We start from the raw sequence: 16,694 nt of genomic DNA on the forward strand, positions 1-16,694 counted from the left end.
AGCAACGAGGACCACCGATGATCGTATTATGCAAAGCCTGCGGCACATCGTATGAAACCGCCGGTTCTCATCCGGAACGCTGCAAGATCTGCGAAGATGAACGCCAGTACGTGCCCGTCGGCGGGCAGGAGTGGGTCGCGCTGGACGCGCTTGTCGCTGCGCATTCCAATAAGTGGCAACGGCACGAGCCAGACCTGCTCAGCATCCAGACGGTGCCGGAATTTGCGATTGGCCAGCGCGCTTTTATCGTCAGAACGCCGGAAGGCAACATTTTGTGGGACTGCGTAGCCAATCTCGACGACGCCACGAAAGCGCTCGTCGCCTCGCTCGGCGGGCTTAAGGCCATCGCCATTTCCCACCCCCATTACTACACCACCATGCAGGACTGGGCCGCCGAATTTGACGCGCCGATTTACCTGCATGTCAGCGATCGCCAGTGGATTATGCGCAACAGCCCGCACCTGAAGCTGTGGGAAGGTGACGCCCTTGACCTTGGCGCTGGCGTCACCCTGCTTCGCCTCGGCGGCCACTTCGCCGGCGGCAGCGTTCTTCACTGGAAGAAGGATGAAGGGATGCTGCTGGCGGGAGATATCCTGCAGGTCACGCCGGGTGCGGATGCCGTCTCCTTCATGTGGAGCTATCCAAATATGCTGCCGCTGCCGGCGGCTACGGTCAGCGACATCACGCGTCGCCTGGACGGGGTGAAGTTTAAAAAGCTGTACGGCGCGTTTGCCGGGCAAAATATCAAGGACAACGCCGATGACATCGTGCGCCGCTCGGGCGAGAAGTATATTGCCTGCCTCAGGTAAGCGGCTGTTTGCATAGCATTGAGCGGATGTTCGAAGCGTAATTGTGGAAGAAAAGAATAACGGCTGGATGAAAATTGGTTATTATCCGCACCCACTCTCCAGCCGGGCTGCCTGATGTCTACGATTATCGATACCTTTATTGCCCCGCCCTGCCACGACGAGATAGAAATACGCTATCAGGACGAGCACCTGGTGCTGATCGATAAGCCGACCGGGCTGCTCAGCCTGTCGGGCAAAAATCCGCAAAATCTTGATTCGGTACACCATCGGCTGGTGAAGATTTTCCCCGGCTGCACGCTTATCCACCGCCTTGATTTCGGGACTTCAGGGCTGATGGTGGTCGCCCGTAATAAGACGATTAACGCCGCGCTGTGCCAGCAGTTTAGCCAGCGCGCGGTGACCAAAGCCTACGGCGCGCTGCTCTGCGGGCACGTTGCCGATAACGAAGGGGTGATTGACGCGGCGATAGCCAAAGACCCGGCGCTGTTCCCGCTGATGTCGATCTGCGCGGTCAGCGGCAAGCCCGCCCGCTCGCGCTACCGGGTGGTTGAGCGCTTTGTTCGCGAGCAGGATGACGGAACGTTACTGCCGTTAACGCGGGTCGAGCTAACCCCGGAAACCGGCCGCACCCACCAGCTGCGCATTCACTGCCAGCAGCTCGGCCACCCTATTTTGGGCTGTGACCTGTACGGCGGCTGCCTGCTGCCGGGCACCGGGGCGGCGCCGAGGCTGATGCTGCACGCAAGCGAGCTGCATTTTGTTCACCCCGTCAGCGGAGAGCCGATTCAGGCCCGCAGCGCCAGCCCGTTCTGAGAGCGGGTGCCAGCGGCCATTACCACATCAGATCGTCAGGCACCTTAAAGTCTGCATACGGATCGTCTTCGTCCTGCTCTTCCTGACTCAGGGCGCTGTTCAACACAATGCTGTCCGCATCGCGCTGCGCAATTTTGTCAGCCACGCTCGCGGGGATGATGGCATATTGCGGCTCTGCGCTGCTATCCACAACCAGGCGGGCAATGGCAAGACGGCCGCTAATCAGCTGCGCCTGGGTGAGCTTATCCACCACAACTTTTTTAATTACGTTGTTGTCCGTGAAGTTAAACGTAATATCGCCTCTTGAAATGTCGATGCGGTTCATTTCAATAAGCTGCTTAACCTGGGCTTTATATTCCTTCGAAAGCGCCGCCTGCTTTTGCTGCTCGCTCAGCTGCTTATCGCGCTCAAGCTGGGCTTTTTTATTTTCCTCAACCGCCTCTCTGGCCTCGCGGGCCTGAACGCGTGATTTCTTCGCCGTTCTTTGCACCTTAGCCATTTTCTTGCTGCTGACCAGGCCAGCCTTGAGCATCTGCTCTTGTAGGGTGAGTTTTGTCATCTTCGTCTCTAAATTCGTTGCGTGGTTTGCTGGATTATACCTGTAATTTTTGAGGCTGTTCCAGGTTAGGGAGCTGTTCGCCGCGGCGATTTAACCAAAGGCTGGCGGGAAGGGTTATCCGGACGGGCTGCTGCCATAAAAAAAGCCGATCGAACGATCGGCTTTGTTGTTTCTTCGCGTTGGCTTACGCGTTGGTTACCGGCTTTTGCTCCGGCTTCGTCTGCACGTTTTCCAGCATGCGGCGCACCGGCACGATCAGCACCAGCAGCACGGCGGCGCAGATCAGCAGCGCGACGGAGCAGCGGGCAAACAGATCCGGCAGCATATCCAACTGGTCGGCCTTAACGTGGCCGCCGATCAGGCCCGCCGCCAGGTTACCCAGCGCGCTTGCGCAGAACCACAGGCCCATCATCTGGCCGCGCATTCTTTCCGGCGCCAGCAGCGTCATGGTCGCAAGGCCAATCGGGCTAAGGCACAGCTCGCCGAGCGTCAGCATCAGGATGCTGCCCACCAGCCAGAACGGCGATACGCCAGCCCCGCCGCTGTTCAGCACGTTTTCCGCCGCCAGCATCATCAGCCCGAAGCCCGCCGCGGCGCACAGAATACCGATGACAAACTTGGTGATGCTGCTTGGGCGCACGCCTTTGCGCGCCAGCATCGGCCATGCCCAGCTAAATACCGGGGCCAGCAGGATGATAAACAGCGCGTTGATGGACTGGAACCACACGGCGGGGATTTCAAAATCGCCAATCATGCGGTTGGTGTAGTCGTTAGCGAACAGGTTGAACGAGGTTGGCTTCTGCTCGAATGCGGACCAGAAGAACGCGGCGGAAACCAGCAGAATAAAGCAGACCAGCAGCCTGGCGCGCTCTTTGCGGTTTAGACCGGCAAACACAAACAGATAGATAAAGTAGAGCGCAACGGAAGCCGCAATCACGTAAACCAGCACGCTGGCCACCGCGACCGGGTTAATGACAATGACGCCCTGCGCAATCAGCGTCACCACAACGGCCACGCCAACCGCCAGCGCCAGCAGCCACGCGCCCACGCCGTTTTTCTTCGCCACCGGGCTGTTCCAGGTGGAATCCAGGCCAACTTCGCTGTCGTAGCGCTTCATCGACGGCACGGCGAACACGCGGAAGATCACCAGCGCCACCAGCATCCCGATGCCGCCGATGCCGAAGCCCCAGTGCCAGCCGTGGGTTTTAATCAGCCAGCCGGAAATCAGCGGCGCGATAAACGACCCCATGTTGATGCCCATATAAAACAGCGAGAAGCCGCCGTCGCGGCGCGCATCGCCTTTTTTATACAGCGTCCCGACCATTACCGAGATACAGGTTTTGAACAGCCCGGAGCCGAGCACGATAAACATCAGGCCGATGAAGAACAGGCTGTCGCCCATAAACGCCGAGAGCGCGATGGACAGGTGGCCGAGCGCGATAAGAATGGAGCCGTACCACACCGCACGCTGCTGGCCGAGCCAGTTATCCGCCAGCCAGCCGCCCGGCAGCGCGGCCAGGTACATGCTGCCCGCAAAGATCCCGACGATGGCCGATGCGTTTTCACGCGCAAGCCCCATGCCGCCGTCATAAACCGTCGCCGCCATAAACAGAATCAGCAGCGGACGTATGCCGTAAAACGAGAACCGCTCCCACATTTCAGTGAAGAACAGCGAGCCTAGCGGATAAGGATGGCCGAAGAAGGTCCGGCTTTCGTTTTTGTTAACAGAGGAATGCATAAATTCTCCAGGGAAGTGTGTCGGCGTGCCTGTAAGCACCAGAATGCGTGGCGGCTATTTATCTTTCTGCCGCTCTTTAACATTCAGCAATTATTATTTAACCATTTGATAACCAGTTACTGGTTTTGTCTAGTGCCAGATGCAGGACTTTAAGACGAAAAGTCGACGATTGTCTACTTTTTCAGATTTTTTATCGGGGTTCCGGGGAGAGATATTGACATTGTGAGGCAGAGGGAATCGCAATTAATTTCATTTATAAAACATAACGTTAATGTATAAAGACGAGGTTTTTACGGGTTTTGAGGCGGCTTTAAAGAGAGTGAAGGGAATCTGCTGCGTAAAGGCGTAAAACAACCTGAATTTGCAGGGGTATGTTTGTGAAGGCGTAGAAAATTCACACATGGTAGGTGTAGTAGATTTCCTCCTGTCCACTGTAGTTAATTCTGTAGAAATTGAACTCAGCGCTTTTAAGCGTCTGCCCTGTGGCTACAGCCTTGAACAAATACGGCGATGAACTGCCAATCTCTTTGGTGAAGTTAAAAGAGCAGTGTTGGCGGGAGCCAGTGACTTTACCGGTGAGGGGATCTGTAGGGATAATAACTCCGTGCTGCAAACTGCGTCGTTCTATACTCCCATCACGCCCATGAACATCACACGATCCCATAATCTGCGATCCGCCATCGTCTTTCAAAATTAGGTGAACAGGTACAGCCATTTATTAAGCTCCTTGGAATTAATCGTATAACCATTTCCCGGCTTTAGCCGATTTAATAAACATCTCAATTGTGAAAGCTGGAACATCCACGGGATCGGGTTTTTTAAATGGATTCCATGAATGTTTTACTTCGGGGTAGTAGGTTTCAAGATGGAAATTCGACATATCAACGCCAAATTCTTTTGCAAAATCTTCATTCAATTCTTCTACTTCGTCCTGATCTAATTGCACATCGAAGTGAATATTTGATTCTGCCGTAAATGTGTCATGCTTCTGTTTCCTAAACGGGTAATAACTGCTGTGTCTGGTGATTAAAGCAATTACACGCTGCTCGATATCATCACTGCCTGACTGCTTTTCGTGTGCGCTATTTTGCGTTACGACTTTAAGGTAAAGTCACTTTCTGATTTTCAGCCAGGCAACAACGATGACAGCAGTGTTTTCGACCGAATCTTTCAGCAGCATCGTCCATTTCGTGACTGCCGCAAATTCAGGCAGCTTCACCGAAGCAGCTGAAAAACTGGGCGTATCGAAATCGGCAATAGGTAAGAGTATTCAGCGACTTGAGCATAGTCTCGGTATTTCCTTGTTTAATCGCACAACGCGGAAAATCAGCCTCACCACCGAAGGAGAAGCCTATCTGGCAAGCTGCCAGAGTGCGCTTGAAACCCTGCAGATGGCAGAAATGGCGCTGCGTTCAAAGCTTACGGAACCCTCCGGCACAGTCAGGATAGATCTGCCTGCTGCATTTGGCCGCTCGGTGATGATGCCGGTTCTGATGGATATGACGAAACGCTATCCGTATCTAAAGCTGACTATCACTTTCAATGATCGAATTATTGATCCGCTGGATGTTGGTTTCGACCTCGCCATCCGTTTTGGTCCGGTGAAAGACACCACCGATCTCATTGCCCGTAAACTGAACGATCAACATCTGATTATCTGCGCATCTCCCGGCTATCTCTCTAATTTCGGCACGCCTGAAACGCTGGCCGAGCTGGCTCATCACCGCTGTATTCTCGCCTGGCGCGGGGGAGCCCCACTTAGCTGGCTGATACGTGACGAGCACGGAAAGGACATCAGATTCAAACCTGCACCTTTTCATCAAATCAGCGATGGCGATGCAATGATTGATGCCTGTATTGCCGGAGCCGGTTTGATTCAGTTTCCCGAGGCATTACTGCGGCAATACATACAGAACGGTGAGTTAGTGCCACTGCTTGCTGCCTGTAATCCTGCTCCCACCGAGCTCAATGTGATATGGCCGCGCGCGCGCCATCTGCTGCCCGGCGTACGCTTTATCATTGATGAATTGTTGGCGTTAGCCGCACAAAAAGCATTCGAATGATTGTAGAATTTAACTCTACACTCTGTCCTCTTTTAGCCTGTTTATCCACTTCCGTTATCAGCGTAGGATTCCTTCAACGTCAGGTTATCTGACAATTCATACACTTATGAAGGGGTTCTACCATACCAGTAGTTAATATCCAGATGTTCGACGGCCGTGATGATGCAAAACCTGCTATCGCTAAAGCAGTGACAGAAGCTATCGCAACACATGCCAAAGTTGATCCGCAGTATGTCTATGTCATTTTCAACGACGTAACCACCGACAACTGGGCAATTTCAGGTGAGCTTTTTTCTGAAACACTGAAAAAATCGAGCTGACGCAAAGCACTCTTTAGTCACAGTCGCCGTTATGCTCCCGCGCTTAACGGCATATTCCCTTGCGGTGAATGTCTTTCTCTTTTCGTACTGGTTCACCTGCCCCCACAGTTCCGGAGATGACGATGAAAAATGAAATTACCTGCGTGTTTAACCTGGCCGTCAAGGACGGACAATTCCCGGCATTTAAAGAATTAGTCTCACGCGTGGTAGACGCCACCAGTAAGGAACCCGGTACGCTGAGTTACGTCTACAGCGTCAGTGAAGATCAGCAAACGGCACACATTGTTGAGCGGTATCGTCAGCAGGATCTGGTGAGCCATGTTGATCACACGTTCGCTCCTTTCGCCGAAACCTTTCTCTCTTTAGTCACCATTACCAGCCTGACCGTTTATGGTGAACCCGATGAGGATATCCGCAGGCGGTTAGATCCTTTTGGTGCCGTGTATATGAAACCTTTCGACGGATTCACTCGTTAATTTTAAAGATTAAATAATCAAAGACGTTGCTATGAAACTTTATGTTTACGATCACTGCCCGTTTTGCGTACGTTCACGCATGATTTTTGGCCTGAAAGATGTTTCGTGTGAAATCATTACGCTGCCAAATGATGATGAAGAAACGCCAACACGCCTCATTGGCAAAAAAATGCTCCCCGTACTGGTCACTGAAAGCGGTGATGCGATCGGTGAGAGCCTGGACATCGTCAAATACATTGATGAGACCTTTGGTTCGTCTGTACTGACAGTGGCTGACAATCCAGCAATCGAAGCCTGGATGGAAGAGGCGACAAAACTGATTTATCCGCTGGCGATCCCGCGCTGGGCAAGTTCTGACTTTGAAGAGTTCCGTCAGGATGCGGCAAGACAATACTTCATCAACAAGAAAGAGGCCGTTTTCGGCCCCTTTACGCGCTTGCTGGAACAAACCGAAACTATGGTTAGTGAGATAAATGCAAAACTTGAGATTCTTGATGATTTATTAGTACGGCAAGAGAGAAATGCCGAACGTTACTCACTCACAGATATTCGCCTTTTCCCTTTGCTGCGCTCGTTATCCATTGTTAAAGGAATTTCCTGGCCACCACGGGTTCAAGAATGGATGAAAGAGATGGCCGTGAGATCGCGGGTTAATCTCAATGACAATATCGCTGTCTGAGTCCGCGTCTGACACCCTTTAAATACTGGAGTTAATGCTCTCCGTTTGAGCAATAAGGAGTATGTTAATGAATAAAATTTTCAGAAGCCTTATGGCACTTTGCATGTTTTCCGTTTCGGTACAGGCTGCCCTCATTCAGCCAAATCAATCTTTACACTGGTTCGGACAACAGCCAAACAGCTACCAGAGCGCCACCCCTTACGGCAACAACACTAAGGCGGGACATTATGTACGGTCTGGAGATGCAAAAATTTATTATGAAGTCTATGGCGCCGGTGACCCCGTGGTGCTGTTGCACGGGGGGATTGTGGGCTCCATGACTGAAATGGGCGAATTTGCTGACAAACTTAAAGACAACCATCTGGTCATTTTGGTGAATACGCGTGGGCACGGAAAATCGGATATTGGTAAAGTCCTGCCAACCTATAAGCAAAAAGCGAAAGATCTGCATGTGATTCTTTCGGCGTTAAACATTTCTAAAGCTGATGTAATTGGTTTTAGCGATGGCGCCTATACGGGGTACCAGTTTGCCGCAGATTACCCGCAGCAGATCGGCAAACTTGTCGCGATTGGCGCCGGTGAATGGGCAAAAGGCTTTGTTCAGGGTGGGCATAAAGACCGTAATACCCCCTTACGGTCCGTTATTGACCTCGATCCCCGATACTGGGCAGAGCAAGCCGAAATACGTCCACAGCACGATAAAATAACGGAATGGTATAAACAAGCTAATCAACAATACGATCAGACTATCGTCGGCAAGTCATTGTTCCAGGCTATCCATGCTCCGGTGCTGGTTCTGGCAGGTGAAAAGGATATGAATGCGCCACTCGATACCGTAATTGCAGCCTACAAAATGCTGCCGAATGCTCAGCTCGCAATCATTCCTGGAGCCCCACATCCTGCTTTCGTTGCCAATTTCGATGCTGTCTGGGCAAGTATCGCGCCTTTTCTGGAAAGTAAATAAGGCGAAAGGCAAACGGGCTAGAAACCGCAGTATATGGGCTTTTAGTTGGTCGTTAATAGGAACATAACACACCACATATATTCCTTGATAAATATAACTATTTTCTTGTTTCATCTTTATAAATGTCCCCTTTTGTGCCCCCACCTTGTTTTTCATGCGACTCGATGAGACTTTCATCGAGTCGTTAATCTCATCAAATTCTTCACGTATCGTGGAAACCTTCGCAGATCTCCATCCCCTCACAGCCGTGATCGGCTAAGAACTGTAGTGGTTTACTGAATTTGGCCACCTGAACAGAGGTGATATGCTCACCTCAGAACATTACAGGTGCCCCAATGAAAAAAAGAAATTTCAGCGCAAAGTTTAAACGCGAATCCGCTCAACTGGTCCTTGATCAGAACTACACCGTTGCAGCCGCGGCCAGTGCTATGGACGTGGGGCTTTCTACCATGACGCGATGGGTAAAGCAGTTGCGGGATGAACGACAGGGCAAAATACCTAAAGCCTCCCCTATAACCCCGGAACAGATTGAAATACGTGAGCTAAAGAAAAAGCTGCAACGCATTGAAATGGAAAACGACATATTAAAAAAGGCTACCGCGCTCTTGATGTCAGACTCCCTGAACAGTTCTCGTTAATCGGGAAACTCAGAGCGCAGTATCCTGTGGTCACACTCTGCCACGTGTTCGGGGTTCATCGCAGTAGCTACAAATACTGGGAAAAAAGCTCCGTAAAACCAGACGGCTGGCGAGCAGTGTTACGCAGTCATGTTCGGGAATTGCATAACATCAGCCATGGCTCTGCTGGCGCAAGAAGTATCGCCATTATGGCAACCCTGAGGGGCTTCAGAATGGGGCGCTGGCTTGCTGGCAGGCTCATGAAAGAACTGGGGCTGGTGAGTTGTCAGCAACCTACCCACCGGTATAAACGGGGTGGTCATGAACACATCGCTATCCCGAATCGCCTTGAGCGACAGTTCGCAGTGACAGAACCTAACCAGGTGTGGTGCGGCGATGTGACGTATATCTGGACAGGCAAGCGTTGGGCCTACCTTGCTGTTGTTCTCGATCTGTTCGCAAGAAAACCTGTGGGCTGGGCAATGTCATTCTCGCCGGACAGCAAGCTGACCATCAGATCGCTGGAAATGGCGTGGGAAGCTCGCGGTAAACCAGCCGGAGTGATGTTCCACAGTGACCAGGGTAGCCACTATACAAGCAGGCATTTCCGGCAGTTACTGTGGCGTTGCCGGATCAGGCAGAGTATGAGTCGACGCGGAAACTGTTGGGACAACAGCCCGATGGAACGTTTCTTCAGAAGTCTTAAAAACGAGTGGGTGCCAGTGACAGGTTATATAAACTTTAGCGAAGCTGCTCATGCGATCACAGACTATATCGTCGGGTATTACAGCTCGATAAGGCCGCATGACTATAACGGTGGGTTACCCCCAAACGAATCGGAAAACCGATACTGGAAAAAATCTAAAGTGGTGGCCAGTTTTAGTTGACCATTACAACAGCGCTTAGCTTAGTCCGGTTGCTGGTTATTGAGTTGAGCATCTTTACGACGATCTTCTTTGATTTTGAAATACAGATTGGTCAGGTAGGTAACCAGCCCCAGAAATATACTCACCAGCACACCTATAGCAGCCCACTGGCTAGGGCTGACTTTATCGAGAAGCTGAAGCAGCCAGAAACCACCGCTGCCAATAGAAGTTACATAGGACGCTCCCGCCGCTATGTCTGAATGGTTGTTCATCCTCATGCCTCACCCCCGAAGGGAAACTGTATGTGTTGTGAGACCGAGAGTACTGCCGTGACATGGTCGGCATCCCGACCAAAACAAGTGTTCACTAGGTGAGCGATTATTAATTTTCAGACTTTAGAGTGTTATGTGTGTCGTTTGTTTTAAGGTGTTTACTTTTGGAAAATATTTTTTTCCTCAGAGCTTCTGACTGCCGCTCAACTAATAGATACATCAATATCCCAAACGCAAACACCGACAGCCACATAATGGCTGATGAAATAAAATTGTATCCCACTGATGGCTTAACCGCCATGTAAATATAGTTATACAAATATATTGAGAATGACGCCGAGCCGATATAAGACAGTCCACTAACAAACGAGCCATTCCAATTCATTGAAATCATCTTCAACATCAGAAGCCCAAAAGTCACGGAGACGACGAGTTCATACGGCCTAATGCTATTGTCGTAACCAATGCCTTTATATGAAAGCAGCACTATAAAAGCAGGAAGCAAAACATATGTTAGTTTATATTTATTTATTATCTCCAGCAATTCATACTGACTCATATTGAGTATATACCCAAAAATAAACAACGGAAGATATACTGGCAACCCCCAGTTATACAACGAGCTTAATCCAGAATAAAATGTAAACAATGATAACGATATACTTAAAAAAAGTAGCATCCAGGCATGTAACGGTTGTTTCATCACAGAGAGAAGGATGGGGAGCAGTAAATAGAATTGCATTTCCACCGCTATAGTCCAAAAAACCCCAGAAATACTAAACAAAGTTGTGTGCGTAAAATTATGAGTGAAGGTTAAGTGAGTCACTATATCAGCTAAAGACGTTCCCTTCTCAGCGATACCATATAAATCAATTATGCAAACCCATAGAAATATTGACACATAGTAAGGCGGGGCTATTCTGAGAAATCTCTTTGCTACATATCTAAGGAAGCTACCAGCAGAAATACCTTGTGAAAAATCACGCGCAGTAGATATCCCCATACAATATCCGGATATAACAAAGAAAACCCCTACCCCAACCCATCCATTTCCCATGAACCCCAGGAGATCGAAAGCCCCCACGGGATAGGATGGACGCCCTGTATCCCTCCATATATGAAAGGTTGCGACAAGCATCACAGCTATCGCTCTTGACACGTCTAATAGGGCGTTTCTATTCACCAAATCCATCTCCATAATTTTTACTCTATGGCTGTTATCCTATCATAACAGCAAGGCGCACAGACATAGTTGAGGTAGAGTTGGTATGCAAACACAAGTGATGAGGACGATGATGACCCATTCAGATATCTTATAAAACGCATATCAGGATATATGTTAGAGCCTCCAGTCGCCTGAATATCCATACAAATAGCAAGCTCTCCAGTTGCCGGAATATAAGGAAGACTTAAAAATGATATAGTTATTTGATTAACATTTGTATTCGACAAATCCAGATTTGAAGAGTAAAAAATGGCTCTATTGCCATGTCCATTACCCTACATCAATGAAACTCGTTTACGTTCTATATTGGTAATCGATGAAAATCCTGTGAAAGGAACCCCTATCGAATCCCCAATTGTTGAGAGTTCTCCAGATGATAGGGTTCCCGCAGTCAGCATGCGAAATCCGTAAGAACCATATCCCACCGTATATTTAATATTATTTCTTGCTCCTGAAGCTAACACCAGCCCAGTAGACGGATTCCCTTCAGAGTCATTCCCTCCTGCAAAGTCGGAAGCAGTACCACCAATTATTTTATTATCAGACCCAGCAACCCATATCCCTGTACCAGATCGTGATTCAGATACTGTTCCACGATAGACATCAATGACGGCTGTGTTTCTTGTGCCGCCAAAATAAATACATATACCATTATATTCACTAGTCTCTTGCGTTACCTGAATAGAGCTAAATGTGCTTGGCTTTGCATCCCCTTCAATAATAAGAACGGGTGTCTTTGAGAAAGTAGAGAACACAGGGAGATGCCCCGAGCATTCATGAACATCTAGAATGCCGCCCTGGATATACGCCCGTTTTTTGAAATGAGCTCCAATCAAGCAACTTTCTGAGATAATATGATCATATTTAAGCCTTATATTAAAGACTGTGGTGTTCGGCCCAACCACTAAACCATAACCACCGTAGTTTCCATAAAAATGCATCCGCCCCAATTCCACAGTAGCCAAAATACGCATACATGCCACACGCTCAGTAGGGTCAACAAATGAACGCAAATCATTAGTTGAGTTGCTGCCGTATCCTGCGCCCATAATTTCAATGTCATCAATATACTGGTCTGGTATTCCACCATAATGCCAGCAATCATTTCCACACTTCGCTATACGAATCCCGTCAATTTTACCAATAAATGGAACCGCCCAATCAGGTAAGACAGCATCAAATTGCGAGCGACTGGTAACATTTCCCTCAGTTCTTAAGCCAATTCCAGGTGCATAAATAATCCCAACATCCTGATAAATTTGCTCACGTCCAAAATGAAGCACTCCATAACCTGCGCTAATAGAAGGAGTTCCACTATAATTCTGTAAGTTGCCGTGGACAGTTAGTCCTATGCAACCACAAACATACGCACCAACCCCCGAAGGATTGGTATAGCATGACACCGGTTATCTCTGAGACTGACCTGATTAACATCAAAGAGGTTGAGCGCTCTGTTGGCCTGAAAAAATCCAGCATTTACGAGCGTATCAGTAATAACGAGTTTCCGAGGCCTAAGAAGCTCGGGAGCAGAACCTCCCGCTGGGTACGCGGAGAAGTCGAAGCATGGGAAAAGCAATTCCTATAACTTGGTAAAGCCTGGTAAAAAAGTCATGAAGCGAATTAATAGTTTTATTGGCTGTGGCATACCCTCTGTCACCTCGTCAATAGTTGGCATTCTTCGACTGGCGTCTTTTATAACGGCACGAAGAAAATTAACATCGGGACTAAGTTCGATCTCTTCATCTAGTGCTTTAAGTTTTATTTTTATTTCTGATATTTCAGATAGCCCATGAGTTATAACTTCATTACTTTGCACCTCTGAGAGTATACGTCTTTCATGGTAGCTTAATTGTTCTCGAAGAAACAAAGCCATACTGGCTTTTTTTACTAGCAACTCCATTTCTTTCCTTTTTTCTCGAGCTCAACCAATTCATCTTGAGTCAATGTCTTATCGGTTTGAAGAACCTTTAATTCTGCTATGGTTTTTGTTATTGATTGAAGGGATGACGTTTCAATTTGTTCAAGGTCAGATTGGGTAATAGAGGGTTTCGTCAATGCGTATATACAGACGACAGTCATGATAAAGCCAATAATAGCCATACCTGCTAAATAATCGGATAAAATATTATTATCGAAATAAACCCATATCCCGCCAACAAAAAAATAAAGGATACTAACCCAAGCTAAAACCTTACAAAATTACCGCATACTATCCCCTCAGAGCAAAGTGATTTTATCAATATAATCCGCATATCACTGCATCATTTCCCGACGCCCATCCATGTACAGGGCATGGTTATAAACCCCACGTATATTGTTCTTGTCCACGTGAGCGATCTGGAGTTCAACCCAGTCAGAGTTGAATCCTTTATCGTTCAGTATGGTGCTGAACGTATGCCGGAAGCCATGCCCTACTACTCTTCCCTTATACCCCAGCATGTGGATCATCCTGTTTATTGTATTCTCGCTCATGACTTTTGACGGGTCATTCCTGCCAGGGAACATATTAACGTATCGACCTGTCAGACCGTGCAACTCTTTTAGCAGGACAACAAGCTGAGCGGAAAGCGGTACTAGGTGCGGGCGGTCCATCTTCATAAATTCGGCGGGTATCGCCCATAGCCGATTATCAAAATCTACCCATTCCCATTTCGAGTGCCGCAGTTCGTAAGTGCGCAGTCCTGCCAGCATCATGATCTGCAAACCCAGCCGGGGGAGCGGACTCCCCTTGTAAATCTCAAGCGCCGCCAGAAAATCGGGCAGCTCTTCGGCCGTCAGGAACGGGAAGGATTCCCCTTTATGGCCGGTCATGGCGCTATTCAGTTCGCTGACAGGATTGTACTTTGCACGTCCGGTGGCTACGGCATAGCTGAATACCTCACCACACCACCGGCGCGTTTTGGCTGCTTTCTCGGTTGCGCCGCGATTCTCAATTTTACGCAAGGCCGTTAACATCTGGACGGGCTCAATCTCAGCAACTGGCAATTTGCCAACCGCAGGGAAGATGTCTTTGTTAAATGCTTCGAGAATGTCAGAGGCATAGCCAGGCGACCAGCGCGGCTTCTTGAATTCGTGCCATTCTATGGCAATCTCTTTAAACGTGATCGTCTTCGCTGCGGCAGCGGCAACGTGGCTTTTGACCTTCACCGGGTCGACCCCCGCCGCAACGTTCCGCCGGGCCTCGTCTCGCTTTTCGCGAGCGGCCGCCAGTGAAACAGCCGGGTACACACCGAGCGCCAGCATCTTTTCTTTACCGGCGAAGGTATAGCGATAACGCCAGTATTTTGCTCCACTGGCTTTCACCAGCAGAATAAGCCCGTTGCCGTCCGGCAGCTTGTAGTCTTTCTCAGCAGGCTTTGCCGTCTCGACCTGTCGCGCATTTAGTTTCATAGGTACCCGCCTCAAACTCAGATACCCGATTATGTACCCGTTTTGAGTTTCGATTGCAACGGCAAAAGGCGGATGATGCCGGACAAATAAAACAGCCAACACCGCATAAAATAAAGAAAAATGGACAGTAGGGGATTATGGTGGAGTAACTAGTGGTGCGATAATAGGAACATAACACAACCTACAAAACCATTGATAAATATAGATATTTTCTTGTTTCATCTTTATAAATGCCCCTTTTTTGTGCCCCCACCTTGTTTTTCATGCGACTCGATGAGGTTTTCATCGAGTCGTTAATTTCATCAAACTCTTCACGTATCGTGGAAACCTTCTCAGATCTCCATCCCCTCACAGCCGTGATCGGCTAAGAACAATATTACTTACCTCCCTGTATGAACACCGGGCCATCAGCCCGCACGCTTTCCTGGTATGAAGAATGTCTGTCGCAGTCAAATATGGAGCTTGTAACTGTGAGGTAAATCCATTGCGATCGATACGAACTAACTCATATTTATCTACCAGAAAGTTCACGGCATTAGCCAGAGTGATACCGGCATCAATATGCTCCTTTATAACGGTTTCATCACTAAAAGGTGTGTCGCTTAGCATCAGACCATAGTGCTGTTCAAGCAGACGAGTAAGTAACATTTGCCAGATAGTCACGGGCGACAGTGACCTGCCCCCAGTATTAGATACAACCGTTAGTTAGTAATGTCGGTTTGTTTATCTTCACATTTTCCATTCCGCCACCGTGCTGCAAACTCTGATGGCGTCTGATAATTCAGTGCTGAATGTGGGCGACACTCGTTATAATCCTGCCGCCAGTTATTAATGATTTTCCTTGCATGAACGATATCGCTGAACCAGTGCTCATTCAGACATTCATCGCGAAATCGTCCGTTAAAGCTCTCAATAAATCCGTTCTGCGTTGGCTTGCCCGGCTAGATTAAGCGCAACTCAACACCATGCTCAAAAGCCCATTGATCCAGTGCGCGGCAAGTGAACTCCGGCCCCTGGTCAGTTCTTATCGTCGCCGGATAGCCCCGGAACAGTGCAATGCTGTCCAGAATTCGCGTGACCTGAACGCCTGAAATGCCGAATGCGATGGTAATTGTCAGACACTCCTTCGTGAAGTCGTCCACACAGGTCAGGCACTTGATCCTGCGACCGGTGGCCAGTGCGTCCATGACAAAATCCATCGACCAGGTCAGGTTGGGTGCCGCCGGGCGGAGCAGAGGCAGACGTTCTGTTGCCAGCCCTTTACGACGTCGCCTGCGTTTTACGCCCAGCCCGCTCAGATGATAAAGGCGGTACACGCGCTTATGATTAACATGAAGGCCTTCACGGCGCAGTAACTGCCAGATGCGGCGGTAGCCAAAACGCCTGCGCTCCAGTGCCAGCTCAGTGATGCGCCCTGATAAATGCGCATCAGCCGCCGGACGCTGAGCCTCATAGCGGCAGGTCGACAGGGACAAACCTGTAAGCCTGCAGGCACGACGTTGCGACAGACCGGTCGCATCACACATAAACTCAACGGCTTCCCGCTTCTGGTCTGTCGTCAGTACTTTCGCCCCAGTGCCACCTGAAGTGCCTCCTTATCCAGCATGGCTTCGGCAAGCAGCTTCTTGAGTCTGACGTTCTCTTCCTCAAGCAACTTCAGGCGCTTAACCTCGGGTACTTCCATGCCGCCATACTTCTTGCGCCAGGTATAAAAGGTGGCGTCGGAAATGGCGTGCTTGCGGCAGAGCTCACGGGCAGAAACCCCGGCTTCAGCCTCGCGGAGAATACTGATGATCTGTTCGTCGGAAAAACGCTTCTTCATGGAGGTGTCCTCATGTGGCTTATGAAGACATTACTAACATCGCGGTGTATTAATCAACGGGGAGCAGGTCAACAGGCATGG

18 protein-coding genes and 2 pseudogenes are annotated in these 16,694 nt (G+C 49.3%); 9 read left to right on the forward strand and 11 right to left on the reverse strand.

Features of this window, described 5'->3' with window-relative positions; all coding sequences use genetic code 11:
- The first annotated feature begins 17 nt into the window (after positions 1 to 17).
- On the forward strand, positions 18 to 809 hold the full coding sequence (locus ACSPHG_RS19005) for an MBL fold metallo-hydrolase (protein WP_435955035.1): 792 nt from the start codon (positions 18 to 20) through the stop codon (positions 807 to 809).
- A 114-nt stretch (positions 810 to 923) separates the two neighbouring features.
- Positions 924 to 1,622 carry an RluA family pseudouridine synthase gene (locus tag ACSPHG_RS19010; RefSeq protein ID WP_435955036.1) on the forward strand — a complete coding sequence of 233 codons (699 nt, stop codon included), beginning with the start codon at positions 924 to 926 and terminating at the stop codon, positions 1,620 to 1,622.
- 19 nt (positions 1,623 to 1,641) lie between these two features.
- On the opposite strand, the gene ACSPHG_RS19015 is transcribed toward ACSPHG_RS19010, so the two are convergent.
- The 4 genes and pseudogenes from ACSPHG_RS19015 to ACSPHG_RS19030 form a co-directional block, all read right to left on the reverse strand.
- Positions 1,642 to 2,181 carry a DUF2058 domain-containing protein gene (locus ACSPHG_RS19015; protein ID WP_435955037.1) on the reverse strand — a complete coding sequence of 180 codons (540 nt, stop codon included), beginning with the start codon at positions 2,179 to 2,181 and terminating at the stop codon, positions 1,642 to 1,644.
- A gap of 184 nt (positions 2,182 to 2,365) precedes the next feature.
- Entirely contained in the window at positions 2,366 to 3,919 is a 1,554-nt protein-coding gene (locus tag ACSPHG_RS19020; RefSeq protein WP_435955038.1) for a peptide MFS transporter, read from the reverse strand.
- 409 nt (positions 3,920 to 4,328) lie between these two features.
- Positions 4,329 to 4,634 (reverse strand): annotated as a pseudogene (locus tag ACSPHG_RS19025) (Hcp family type VI secretion system effector); the annotation flags it as partial.
- A gap of 18 nt (positions 4,635 to 4,652) precedes the next feature.
- Positions 4,653 to 4,970, reverse strand: coding sequence for a DUF1493 family protein (locus ACSPHG_RS19030; RefSeq protein WP_435956062.1), 318 nt, complete (start codon positions 4,968 to 4,970; stop codon positions 4,653 to 4,655).
- Positions 4,971 to 5,061: 91 nt separating this feature from the next.
- Between ACSPHG_RS19030 and ACSPHG_RS19035 the strand changes: the two genes are divergently transcribed.
- From ACSPHG_RS19035 to ACSPHG_RS19060, 6 genes are all read left to right on the forward strand, one after another.
- Complete coding sequence (locus tag ACSPHG_RS19035; RefSeq protein ID WP_435955039.1) at positions 5,062 to 5,982, forward strand: LysR family transcriptional regulator; 921 nt, start codon at positions 5,062 to 5,064, stop codon at positions 5,980 to 5,982.
- Between the two features lie 122 nt (positions 5,983 to 6,104).
- The gene (locus ACSPHG_RS19040) at positions 6,105 to 6,302 is read left to right on the forward strand and encodes a tautomerase family protein (RefSeq protein ID WP_435956063.1); all 198 of its coding nucleotides are present in this window, start codon (positions 6,105 to 6,107) and stop codon (positions 6,300 to 6,302) included.
- 122 nt (positions 6,303 to 6,424) lie between these two features.
- Complete coding sequence (locus tag ACSPHG_RS19045; protein ID WP_435955040.1) at positions 6,425 to 6,778, forward strand: putative quinol monooxygenase; 354 nt, start codon at positions 6,425 to 6,427, stop codon at positions 6,776 to 6,778.
- A gap of 31 nt (positions 6,779 to 6,809) precedes the next feature.
- Positions 6,810 to 7,457, forward strand: a complete 648-nt coding sequence (grxB, locus tag ACSPHG_RS19050) for a glutaredoxin 2 (protein WP_435955041.1) — start codon at positions 6,810 to 6,812, stop codon at positions 7,455 to 7,457.
- 67 nt (positions 7,458 to 7,524) lie between these two features.
- The gene (locus ACSPHG_RS19055; RefSeq protein WP_435955042.1) at positions 7,525 to 8,421 is read left to right on the forward strand and encodes an alpha/beta fold hydrolase; all 897 of its coding nucleotides are present in this window, start codon (positions 7,525 to 7,527) and stop codon (positions 8,419 to 8,421) included.
- Positions 8,422 to 8,756: 335 nt separating this feature from the next.
- A protein-coding gene (locus tag ACSPHG_RS19060) for an IS3 family transposase (protein ID WP_435955043.1) occupies positions 8,757 to 9,925 on the forward strand; the annotation gives its coding sequence in 2 pieces (ribosomal slippage) (positions 8,757 to 9,006 and positions 9,006 to 9,925; 1,170 coding nt in all).
- Positions 9,926 to 9,945: 20 nt separating this feature from the next.
- Here the strand turns inward: ACSPHG_RS19060 and ACSPHG_RS19065 are convergent.
- From ACSPHG_RS19065 to ACSPHG_RS19075, 3 genes are all read right to left on the reverse strand, one after another.
- A complete protein-coding gene (locus ACSPHG_RS19065) occupies positions 9,946 to 10,176 on the reverse strand; it encodes a class II holin family protein (protein ID WP_435955044.1) in 231 nt (76 codons plus the stop codon).
- A 109-nt stretch (positions 10,177 to 10,285) separates the two neighbouring features.
- On the reverse strand, positions 10,286 to 11,374 hold the full coding sequence (locus tag ACSPHG_RS19070; protein ID WP_435955045.1) for an acyltransferase family protein: 1,089 nt from the start codon (positions 11,372 to 11,374) through the stop codon (positions 10,286 to 10,288).
- Positions 11,375 to 11,676: 302 nt separating this feature from the next.
- Positions 11,677 to 12,684 (reverse strand): hypothetical protein, encoded by a 1,008-nt coding sequence (locus ACSPHG_RS19075; protein ID WP_435955047.1) that lies wholly within the window; start codon positions 12,682 to 12,684, stop codon positions 11,677 to 11,679.
- A 113-nt stretch (positions 12,685 to 12,797) separates the two neighbouring features.
- Here ACSPHG_RS19075 and ACSPHG_RS19080 point away from each other — a divergent pair, with 113 nt between their 5' ends.
- Positions 12,798 to 12,986, forward strand: a complete 189-nt coding sequence (locus ACSPHG_RS19080) for a helix-turn-helix transcriptional regulator (RefSeq protein WP_435955048.1) — start codon at positions 12,798 to 12,800, stop codon at positions 12,984 to 12,986.
- Here the strand turns inward: ACSPHG_RS19080 and ACSPHG_RS19085 are convergent.
- From ACSPHG_RS19085 to ACSPHG_RS19100, 4 genes and pseudogenes are all read right to left on the reverse strand, one after another.
- Entirely contained in the window at positions 12,981 to 13,301 is a 321-nt protein-coding gene (locus ACSPHG_RS19085) for a hypothetical protein (protein ID WP_435955049.1), read from the reverse strand. The two genes, ACSPHG_RS19080 and ACSPHG_RS19085, sit on opposite strands and share 6 nt — an antisense overlap.
- A 353-nt stretch (positions 13,302 to 13,654) precedes the next feature.
- Positions 13,655 to 14,791, reverse strand: coding sequence for a tyrosine-type recombinase/integrase (locus ACSPHG_RS19090; RefSeq protein ID WP_435955050.1), 1,137 nt, complete (start codon positions 14,789 to 14,791; stop codon positions 13,655 to 13,657).
- A gap of 348 nt (positions 14,792 to 15,139) precedes the next feature.
- A complete protein-coding gene (locus ACSPHG_RS19095; protein ID WP_435956064.1) occupies positions 15,140 to 15,463 on the reverse strand; it encodes a TA system toxin CbtA family protein in 324 nt (107 codons plus the stop codon).
- Positions 15,464 to 15,492: 29 nt separating this feature from the next.
- A pseudogene (locus ACSPHG_RS19100) lies at positions 15,493 to 16,613 on the reverse strand (IS3 family transposase).
- Positions 16,614 to 16,694 lie beyond the last annotated feature (81 nt).

The sequence above is a fragment of the Dryocola baronae genome (assembly GCF_051297175.1).
In the GTDB taxonomy this organism is placed as follows: domain Bacteria; phylum Pseudomonadota; class Gammaproteobacteria; order Enterobacterales; family Enterobacteriaceae; genus Dryocola.

Excerpts from the sequence above, each read along its gene's own strand:
- ACSPHG_RS19005 (WP_435955035.1), top strand. The coding sequence starts at position 18 with ATGATCGTATTATGCAAAGCCTGCGGCACATCGTATGAAACCGCCGGT.
- ACSPHG_RS19010 (WP_435955036.1), top strand. The coding sequence starts at position 924 with ATGTCTACGATTATCGATACCTTTATTGCCCCGCCCTGCCACGACGAG.
- ACSPHG_RS19015 (WP_435955037.1), bottom strand. The coding sequence starts at position 2,181 with ATGACAAAACTCACCCTACAAGAGCAGATGCTCAAGGCTGGCCTGGTC.
- ACSPHG_RS19020 (WP_435955038.1), bottom strand. The coding sequence starts at position 3,919 with ATGCATTCCTCTGTTAACAAAAACGAAAGCCGGACCTTCTTCGGCCAT.
- ACSPHG_RS19035 (WP_435955039.1), top strand. The coding sequence starts at position 5,062 with ATGACAGCAGTGTTTTCGACCGAATCTTTCAGCAGCATCGTCCATTTC.
- ACSPHG_RS19045 (WP_435955040.1), top strand. The coding sequence starts at position 6,425 with ATGAAAAATGAAATTACCTGCGTGTTTAACCTGGCCGTCAAGGACGGA.
- grxB (WP_435955041.1), top strand. The coding sequence starts at position 6,810 with ATGAAACTTTATGTTTACGATCACTGCCCGTTTTGCGTACGTTCACGC.
- ACSPHG_RS19055 (WP_435955042.1), top strand. The coding sequence starts at position 7,525 with ATGAATAAAATTTTCAGAAGCCTTATGGCACTTTGCATGTTTTCCGTT.
- ACSPHG_RS19065 (WP_435955044.1), bottom strand. The coding sequence starts at position 10,176 with ATGAACAACCATTCAGACATAGCGGCGGGAGCGTCCTATGTAACTTCT.
- ACSPHG_RS19070 (WP_435955045.1), bottom strand. The coding sequence starts at position 11,374 with ATGGAGATGGATTTGGTGAATAGAAACGCCCTATTAGACGTGTCAAGA.
- ACSPHG_RS19080 (WP_435955048.1), top strand. The coding sequence starts at position 12,798 with ATGACACCGGTTATCTCTGAGACTGACCTGATTAACATCAAAGAGGTT.
- ACSPHG_RS19085 (WP_435955049.1), bottom strand. The coding sequence starts at position 13,301 with ATGGAGTTGCTAGTAAAAAAAGCCAGTATGGCTTTGTTTCTTCGAGAA.
- ACSPHG_RS19090 (WP_435955050.1), bottom strand. The coding sequence starts at position 14,791 with ATGAAACTAAATGCGCGACAGGTCGAGACGGCAAAGCCTGCTGAGAAA.